9 protein-coding genes and 1 pseudogene are annotated in these 8575 nt (G+C 49.7%); 5 read left to right on the top strand and 5 right to left on the bottom strand.

Annotation, left to right across the window (positions count from 1 at the left end):
- Window positions 1-76: 76 nt before the first annotated feature.
- Together ACJ2PR_RS26365 and ACJ2PR_RS26370 are read right to left on the bottom strand one after the other, a co-directional pair.
- Window positions 77-1140: pseudogene (locus ACJ2PR_RS26365) on the bottom strand (IS630 family transposase).
- Between the two features lie 106 nt (window positions 1141-1246).
- Complete coding sequence (locus ACJ2PR_RS26370; protein ID WP_446870460.1) at window positions 1247-1399, bottom strand: hypothetical protein; 153 nt, start codon at window positions 1397-1399, stop codon at window positions 1247-1249.
- Window positions 1400-1401: 2 nt separating this feature from the next.
- On the opposite strand from ACJ2PR_RS26370, the gene ACJ2PR_RS26375 reads away from it, so the two are divergent.
- Window positions 1402-1680 (top strand): hypothetical protein, encoded by a 279-nt coding sequence (locus ACJ2PR_RS26375; protein WP_446870459.1) that lies wholly within the window; start codon window positions 1402-1404, stop codon window positions 1678-1680.
- A 2-nt stretch (window positions 1681-1682) separates the two neighbouring features.
- A complete protein-coding gene (locus ACJ2PR_RS26380; RefSeq protein ID WP_446870458.1) occupies window positions 1683-2042 on the top strand; it encodes a type II toxin-antitoxin system PemK/MazF family toxin in 360 nt (119 codons plus the stop codon).
- A gap of 191 nt (window positions 2043-2233) precedes the next feature.
- Here ACJ2PR_RS26380 and ACJ2PR_RS26385 read toward each other — a convergent pair whose 3' ends face one another.
- From ACJ2PR_RS26385 to ACJ2PR_RS26395, 3 genes are all read right to left on the bottom strand, one after another.
- A complete protein-coding gene (locus ACJ2PR_RS26385; protein WP_446879190.1) occupies window positions 2234-2482 on the bottom strand; it encodes a hypothetical protein in 249 nt (82 codons plus the stop codon).
- On the bottom strand, window positions 2451-2777 hold the full coding sequence (locus ACJ2PR_RS26390; RefSeq protein ID WP_446879191.1) for a DUF6972 family protein: 327 nt from the start codon (window positions 2775-2777) through the stop codon (window positions 2451-2453). The genes ACJ2PR_RS26385 and ACJ2PR_RS26390 overlap by 32 nt, the downstream gene beginning before the upstream one ends.
- A 66-nt stretch (window positions 2778-2843) precedes the next feature.
- The gene (locus ACJ2PR_RS26395) at window positions 2844-5666 is read right to left on the bottom strand and encodes an nSTAND1 domain-containing NTPase (protein ID WP_446879192.1); all 2823 of its coding nucleotides are present in this window, start codon (window positions 5664-5666) and stop codon (window positions 2844-2846) included.
- Window positions 5667-5748: 82 nt separating this feature from the next.
- Here ACJ2PR_RS26395 and ACJ2PR_RS26400 point away from each other — a divergent pair, with 82 nt between their 5' ends.
- The 3 genes from ACJ2PR_RS26400 (at window position 5749) to fabI (ending at window position 8092) form a co-directional block, all read left to right on the top strand.
- Window positions 5749-6117, top strand: a complete 369-nt coding sequence (locus tag ACJ2PR_RS26400; protein ID WP_446879193.1) for a CU044_2847 family protein — start codon at window positions 5749-5751, stop codon at window positions 6115-6117.
- A gap of 93 nt (window positions 6118-6210) precedes the next feature.
- On the top strand, window positions 6211-6909 hold the full coding sequence (locus tag ACJ2PR_RS26405) for a hypothetical protein (protein WP_446879194.1): 699 nt from the start codon (window positions 6211-6213) through the stop codon (window positions 6907-6909).
- 388 nt (window positions 6910-7297) lie between these two features.
- A complete protein-coding gene (gene fabI, locus ACJ2PR_RS26410) occupies window positions 7298-8092 on the top strand; it encodes an enoyl-ACP reductase FabI (protein WP_446861781.1) in 795 nt (264 codons plus the stop codon).
- Window positions 8093-8575: the final 483 nt, after the last annotated feature.

Consider the following 8575-nt stretch of genomic DNA (forward strand, 5'->3'; position numbering starts at 1 on the left):
CGAGAGGCTTCAAATGTACTCTGGATTGCAGTCGGCAAAGTTGATACACTCGCTGTCTAGAAACCCAGCTAAGTAGCTAGGTGCAATTAAATATAAAACGCTCCAAGGAGTACTCCCCTATTTCGCTACGAGCTTTCATTCCCTCCATAACAGCCATCGCTAACTCGTACTCGCTGTCAAACAGTTGTCCTGCAATTTCATGACTTTTCAGTTGATGCCACTGGGTTTCAATCGGATTCATCTCTGAACAATAGGGCGGCAAAAAGAAAACGAACAGTCCTTGCTCCTGCCAACGTGACCACTGCTGACGCACCAACAAACTGGTATGAAGAGAGCCATTATCCTGCACGACCACCGTGAGACGACCCGTTTGGGTCAAAGTCTGCGCGGCTTGGTGTGCAATCCAATCCATCACTTTAATGTAACTTTCGCCCTTGAAGCCCCCTTGAGCTAAGGCGTACTCGAACCGCTCTTGCGGTTGCCACAACCCTAGAATGCTAATGCGGTTGCCATAGCGCTTGGGGGGTTGCTCCATTCGTTTCTGCTCCCCAATCCGACTATAGCTATAGCTAACTGGACTTTCCAGGCAAAAGCCTGCTTCATCCAGATACTTCAGTTCAACATGCCCTTCCTGCGCGGCTCGCTTCAAGGTCTCTAAGTCTGCCTGCTTGAGGGCTTTTTTCACGGGGTCTTGTTTGTGAGCATGGCTCAGTCGGGTGCGTTTCCAGCGGTAGCTTTTTTTTTGAGCAATCGGCGCAATCGGTCACTACTCAAATCCACTAACCGCTCTTGTTTGAGTTTCTTGGCTAGCTGCACACTGTTGTAAGTGCGCGGTTCCTGCTCTAAACACTGCGTTAGGTACTCCAGGTCGCAGGCTTGCCACTTTGGTTTTGCCCCCCGTCCCGCTGCTTCAAACAGTCCCCCTAACCCGCCTGCTTGCCATCGCCTCAAGGTTGCCCTGACGGTATGAGGATGGCACTCGAACAGTTCTGCAATCGCGGGCACGTTCCATCCCTGAGCGTTGAGACGCAGCATGTGAGCACGGTCACGAGTCCGCTGGGGTAGGTGGGGAGCCAGTCGCAGTTCTGTTAAGGTACGGTCTTCTTCTGGATTGAGAAGAATGCGTAAAGGGGCAGGCATAATCGGAGAATTTAGTAGGCTCTCTATCTTACAATTAATTTTACCCACCTACTTATCGCCATTTCTAATACCATCTCAATCGGATATCCTGTTTCAGCAGCATGAGCTAACAGCGATCGCTGAATTCGGTCTGGAAACGCTTCTTCATTTTATTTCGTATTCCTTCGTAGGTTGCGATCGTGGCGAAGGTATCGATGTCGTTAAGAATGGGGTGAGTGAGTCTTGGCTGATAAAATAGAATGAGGACTGAGGAATACACGCATGGCAGATCCGGCAACCCTTGAACAAACCTTACTGGAAACGCTTAGATCGCTTTCTTTTCCTCAACAAGAAGCTGTGCTGAATTTTGCTCGATCGCTCTCTAAAGATAGTTTCTCACTCGAACCGCTGCCCTTTTCGCTTCAACAAATCGCAAAGCTGCCGATTCGAGAGCGCGATCGCTTGCTTGCTCCTTATGTAGATGCAATGGCAGAAGATTTTCAAACTGATCCAGAACTGACTGAGTTTTCAGGGTTGGATACGGAAGGTTGGGAGGATTAGTTTTGTCGATCGCTAAACGGGGTGAGATTTGGCTGGTTAATCTTAATCCGACTAGAGGGCAAGAAATTCAGAAAACTCGTCCTGCGGTGGTGGTTAGCTCGAATGTCTATGGTGCGATCGCGATGCGAATTGTGATTCCGATCGCGACTTGGCAAGACAAGTTCAGCACACGTCCTTTTATGGTGAGGATTCCTGCAACATCGGAGAATGGACTCGATCTCGATTCTGCTGGCAATGTTTTGCAGGTTCGGAGTGTTTCAACTGAACGCTTTGTGAGCCGGATTGGGCGAATTGAACTCGATCGACTGAAAGAATTGTTAGCGGGTCTGGTGATCTGCGTTGAATACGACCCAGAGGCGTAATCTAATCTAGAATTCTTACTTTTCTCGGCTCCAGACGTACTTGCGGCAGACTTCGCAGGCTTCGATCGCGGCGGGATTGTGGGGGTCGTTGAGGCTGGGATGGTGGCGATTACCGCTTTGGGAACTGCGTAGCAACCGCAGTAAATCCTGAACAGATACTTAAATATACTCTAGCTTGCAGCGAGGGAGGGTTAGGCGACTTTTTCGGCTTTGAGTTGTCCTTCAACTCGCTCGTATTCATCTTCGAGGAGCCACAGTTTTGCGTCTTGGTAGGAAGACCCGGTAAAGACAACTTGATAGTTTTGTGCTGGATCGTAGATGCTACAGTTCTCCTGTTCGTCGCAGAGCAGGATCAGAACGTAGGGAGGAGAGGCGGTTGGATCGACCCACAGTTCTGTGAAGTCCCAGTTATCGGCTAGGGCGAGTGCGGGGGATAACATGATATTTGTCTCCTTTGATCTTCATTTCTCCATAATAGAGTGGAGTTTGGTTGCCGTCTGCGTCGAGTCGATAGCCAATAGGCTCTGCGAAGTAGAGTCCGTAACGATCGTGTCCACGTAGGGTTCCTGTAAATTCGCCGTTCTGTAAGATGGCTGCGGCAACGGTTTCGAGGGTGGCACGATCGTGGAAGAGATGGACGCTACCTTCTCGCTCTAGGAGCTTTTGCATTTGTGGGGTGTTGGGCAGGTGTTTGGCAAGGTGTCTTGAGTCGAGAGTCAAGTCACGATCGATCATGCTGTGGTTGCATCTCTGCTTTGCTGTGCTGGAGACGTAGAATCCCAAGTCAATTTGATGTGCTGCTCATTTTACATTCTTAAGGTTTAATTGCTTCTTCAGCGCAGGGGGAATGTTTTCGACGGTTTCCCAGCCTTGAATGCCTCGCCACTTTGTTTTCTTGTTCCATTTGATATCTTTCAAATTAGGACATCGACGTATCTTCTGATTTTTTTCGTTTGTGTCCTCGAAACATTCAAACTTAGCCTTCTCCAAATTCGCAGCCCTGAGGTCGGCACCGCTCAAATTCGCACTACTGAGGTCGGCACCGCTCAAATTCGCTCTGAGGTCGGCACCGCTCAAATTTGCGTTATGGAGGTCGGCACCGCTCAAATTCGCACTACTGAGGTCGGCACCGCTCAAATTCGCGTGATAGAGGCGGGCACCGCTCAAATTCGCACTAATGAGGTAGGCACCGCTCAAACTTGCACTATTGAGGTCGGCACCGCTCAAATTCGCAGATATGAGGTTGGCACCGCTCAAATTCGCAGACCTGAGGTCGGCACCGCTCAAATTCGCTTCACCGAGGTCGGCACTGCTCAAATTCGCTCCGCCGAGGTCGGCACCGCTCAAATTCGCGTAATAGAGGTTGGCTTTTGCTAACTTTACTTCTTGGAGCAACCGACAATTCCCAAAGACTCGTTCTCTTAAATATTGCGGAATTGAGTGAAAAGGTTTTTCTACCCAGCATCCTCCAGCAAGATTAATCACTGCTGATTTTTCCTCTGGATCGCCATTTTCAAGAAGTCTAACTCGCGCATAATCCTGCTTCACTACCTGCTCTCGCCAAAAATACTCGGCTGGAAGTCCCAACACTAAAACTGGAATCACCAATAAGCCTGCTAACTGCGATCGCCTCCACCACAAACTCTTCTGAATAAACGCCTTCGCCCCTAACACACTTTCTGGCTTGTCTTTGAGCAATCGTCTAGCATCCCTCAGCAATCGCCCATCTAGCAGATATTTCCGCTTCCCCTCTGCCTGCCATTCTCGCTTGGCATCCTCAATTTTGTCCACCAGCCGTCGCGTCTCACGATCGCTCTCTCGCCATCCGACAAACCGCTTCCAAGAGAGCATCAAAGCTTCATGGCTCAAGTCAATCACATCTTGTTGATCGATTCGATTACTAACTAACAATCGCCCATCAACCAACGTACTGATCACAGATGCGATCGCTTCTTTCTCCCCCGCATCCTTTCCCATCAATAAAAGATCTGCCTTAGCTTGTCGCTGACGAGTATCTTTCGTTCCTTCTCCCGTTCGCACCAACCGCAACAACACTCGTTTTGCCCACTCTTCTTGCTTGCGGGCTGCAAGTTGTTTGTAGATCTCCTCAGCATGAGCATTCAGCGCTCCTGTCACGCCATTCAATTTCTGATAGGCAGCAACGGTTAATTCAGTATGCGATCGCAGATCCCACAACTGCTGCAAGGCAAACTCCAATAGCGGCAAACAATTCTCCTCTGACTCCACATCCTGCAAAATCTGTGCCAAAAGTCGAGCTTGCAGCGTCATCCCCTGCATTGCGGCTGGTTTGACGATCGCGGCTTCCAAATCCGCCCCTGCGATCGCGCCTAACCACACTGCATTCGTCTGAGCCTGCGTTAGTGCCACATTCGCCAAACAAGCCTCCACAAAATCTGCCCGCATTGTGATCACAGCTTTAATCCGTCCTGACTCCGGCAGATTCAACAACAGATTGATAAACTCCGATTGCTCAGCGCGATCGCGACACAGCGTAAAGATTTCCTCAAACTGATCGACCACTAGCAAAATGGGTTCATCCCCTGGAATCGAGGGACGACACTGTGAAACAGGAGCATCAATCACATCGCCGACGTACAGACTGGAAATCTGCGATCGCAACGTCTCCAACGGTTCTGTCCCTGGTGTCATCGGTTCCAAGACTCGCCAGCCCAACTCCTCCAACCGAGGAATCAACCCCGCCCGCACCACCGAAGACTTCCCGCTGCCACTTGCCCCAATCAACGGCACAAAGTTCGATCGAGCCAACGCCGCCACCAAATCTTGCACGACCCGATCGCGCCCAAAGAAAAACTTTGCCGTCGCCGCAGTAAACGCCAACAGCCCTTGATACGGATTCGTTTCATCAATTTTGACGGGCACAGGTGCGGCGGTTTGATAACTCACCAAGGTGAGCGATCGACCACCCCCTAAATAAAACGGTTCCTGTCCGCTGTTTTGCAATTCACCCGCAATAAAATCAAACAGCTTTCCTGTCGTCACGTGACCTCGATCGTTCTTCTCCTCCAATCCCTTTAGCAGTGCCGTCGTAAAAATGCTGTGGTTTTGACTCTTCAACGCATAAGCCTGCTCAAACTCCCGGCACGCCGCAATCAAAAAATAGTCCGTCTTGGTGAATGCCGTCATCGTCTCGCGGATGAGGCGATTCTCTAGCAGACTCCCGCCATAGCAACACTCCAACAGCACCACCAAACTACTCAAATTTGTGCCCCGAATCAGATCATTCAGTCCTTCTAGCGGAATCCCCAGATCTTGATGCACGATCTGCCCATCCAACCCCCGAACCCTGCAATCTGATGGAGCCAGATAAACCCGCTTCTTGCCAAAACTCTCGACCAGCGGAAACCCATGCCCTGTGTAATAAATCACGACCTCATGCCGTTCTGCCTGATCCAGCAGCAACGTCTGAAGCGCCTCTTCTAATTGCTTCTGCGTCACCGCCCCAATCAGCCGCTTGACCTCGACAAAGCCCCCATAACGATGGAACCGATCTGCGATCGCGGTTGCATCTCCGTTCGTTTTACTCAACGATTTCAATGGAGCCAGATTGCTATCAATGCCGACGACAAGCGCGTATCGAGCCATAAATCAGAAAAAACGAACTGAGCGTATTTTATACTTCCTTTAATAGAAACCCCACATCATTGCCCCTATTCGGAGAGTCCCCATGTCAGAGATCCAGCCCCTACAAATCCGAGAAGAAAGCGGCGAAACCTACACCATTTATGTTGCACTCAAAGACGATGCTGCCGACATTTCCGCTCCCTCCCCTTCTTTAGACGACCCCGATCGTGAGGGCTACGGCATCGACCCCCAAGCCGTCTTAGTCGAGATGGTCGAAGTCCATCAAGCAATCCAGGCGTATACCCGTTATGCGATCGGAGCCTTCAAAAACTTTGGCACAGAACACATTGAGGAAGTAAATCTAAAATTTGGCTTAAAGATTGGCGGAAAAACAGGCATTCCCTTTCTGGCAGAAGCGACGAGCGAAGGCAACTTTGAGATCGAAGTCAAATGCAAATTCTCCAACCCGTAAATCGATTCCATTCCATTCGCAGCTAGACCGTTATCCGTTTGGTTTGTCGTCGTATCCGTTCAACCTGTTACCGTATCCGTTTCGTTTGTCGTTGTGTCCGTTCAGCTTGTCGTCGTATCCGTTCAGTCCGTCATGACGATCGCGACAACGTTCTTCGTGAAAACCGCAACATTCACCACGAACATTACGACATTCGCCACGAACATCACGACCTTCACCACAAACGCCCCGATTTTCTCAGCAAAACTACTCATCGTCGCCTCATCGCTGTGGAAAACCATGAGATGTGACCATCAAACTTCTCAAAAACAACACAATCTTTTGCGCGAACCACTCAATCACTTTCCCAACGACTCAAGACAAACTAGAACGGTACAGAATCCTGGAAAGGAACCATCTACGATGCCACGCGCCCAACGCACCTCACGCATTCTCGACAAAGGACAACTGCGGATCTTGAAGCTCAAAGCCATCGATCCTGATCTGAGCTTTGGTAGCGATCGCAATCTCTCAACCCTCGAAACGCAGATCAAGCAGCTACACACCAAATTGAATGACTACAACACCACGATCGCATCCCTCGACCTTGCCAAACAGGAAATCGACCAAATGGAACGCAACCTGGGCGACCTGCTCGACCAACTCCTGAATGGCGTAAGTGCCAAATATGGTAACGATAGCCGCGAATATGAAATGGCAGGCGGAACCCGCAAGAGCGATCGTGTTCGCAAAAGCGCTCAAAGCCGCACAAAAAACAACGTTACAAAACTAGCGACTGCTGAAACTCATTAGAAGGGCGATCGAACTTCCTACACAAATGCCTTAAAAACTTTAGTGCAATGTAAATTCGACGAAACCTTTCACTACGATTATCAACCCAGGCAGTCCCCCAAATCCTTCATCAAAAAGGAACTTTGAACCAGAGATTTTGTCTAAAAGTCTCCCAGAATTGGAGGGTCAGGGGACAGAAGCCTTTTACACCAAAGCAAATGAACCTCAATGACTTGACTCTAGATTAAACGTCACTAACTCAGGGATAGTAGCCAGTACCCACCCTACGATCTCTCCTCATCCCTCATCCCTCATCCCTCATCCCTCATCCCTAAACCAAACCACCCACTACTATTCCCCAACGTCCCATCTTTGAGTATTCTCATAGTTGCCCTTGAGATAGACATCTATGCTGAACCTGACCGGAAAAAATGCCTTAGTGACTGGGATCGCCAACAACAAATCGATCGCCTGGGGCATTGCCCAACAACTCCACAAAGCCGGGGCAAATCTTGGCATTACCTATCTACCTGACGAAAAGGGCAAGATGGAGAAAAAAGTCGCCGAACTGGTCGAGCCGCTGCAACCCAGCCTGTTTTTGCCGCTCAACGTTCAGGATGATGCTCAGGTGCAGTCCACGTTTGAGACGGTGCGCGATCGCTGGGGCAAGCTAGACATTCTGATTCACTGTTTGGCATTTGCCAGCAAAGATGATCTGTCGGGCGACTTTAGCAAAACGTCTCGTGCAGGCTTCAACACGGCTCTGGATATCAGTGCATATTCGCTGATCACGCTGGCTGGAGCGGCAAAACCATTGATGACAGAAGGGGGAAGCATTGTGACGTTGACCTATTTAGGCGGCGTGAAGGTGATTCCAAACTACAACGTCATGGGGATTGCAAAGGCGGCACTAGAGATGAATGTCCGCTATCTCGCCTATGAGTTAGGAGGGCAAAATATTCGCGTCAATGGCATCTCAGCCGGCCCCATTCGCACGTTGGCCTCCTCTGCGGTAGGTGGCATCTTAGATATGATTCACCACGTCGAAGCGGTAGCTCCTCTCAAGCGAACCGTCACTCAAACAGAAGTTGGAAACACAGCCGCGTTTTTGTGTAGCGACCTATCGAGCGGCATTACAGGGCAGGTGATCTACGTCGATGCGGGCTATGAAATCATGGGCATGACCGGAACAAAAGGCGAGTAACATCCCATTTAGAACCCGGTTGACTGACAAAACTTCTTGCTTGGCAGTTAAAACCGCAGCTATGAGAACAAAATCCACCTTCGCGGATTAATAAAACCTTGAATAGCTTCGGATTTCATTCGCTAGTCAACCACCAACAGATTAGGGCTTCCAAAAGTTTTGTCAGTCAATCAACATCAAGAACGGTATTGGATGCGATCGCTCTAGTAAAAAACTTTCCCTAGAATTCGATGAAACGCTTCGTCGTTAAAAATTCTAACTGCCCTCCACCCCCCTGCCCGTGAGGAACTTTACATCAGCACGCTTGTCTAAAAGTCCCCCAAAATTGGGGGGTTGGGGGGCAGAAGACGTAAACACCGAAGCGAAAATCTCTCATCGAATTCACGCCTATCTAAAAGTTCCTCAGAATTGGCAGCTTGGGGGCAGAAGTACCAGCCCTCTAAAGGTCATTTGAGCGCTTTTTAATATTTGTTGTCATCCCTG

The organism is Phormidesmis sp. 146-33, assembly GCF_052939515.1.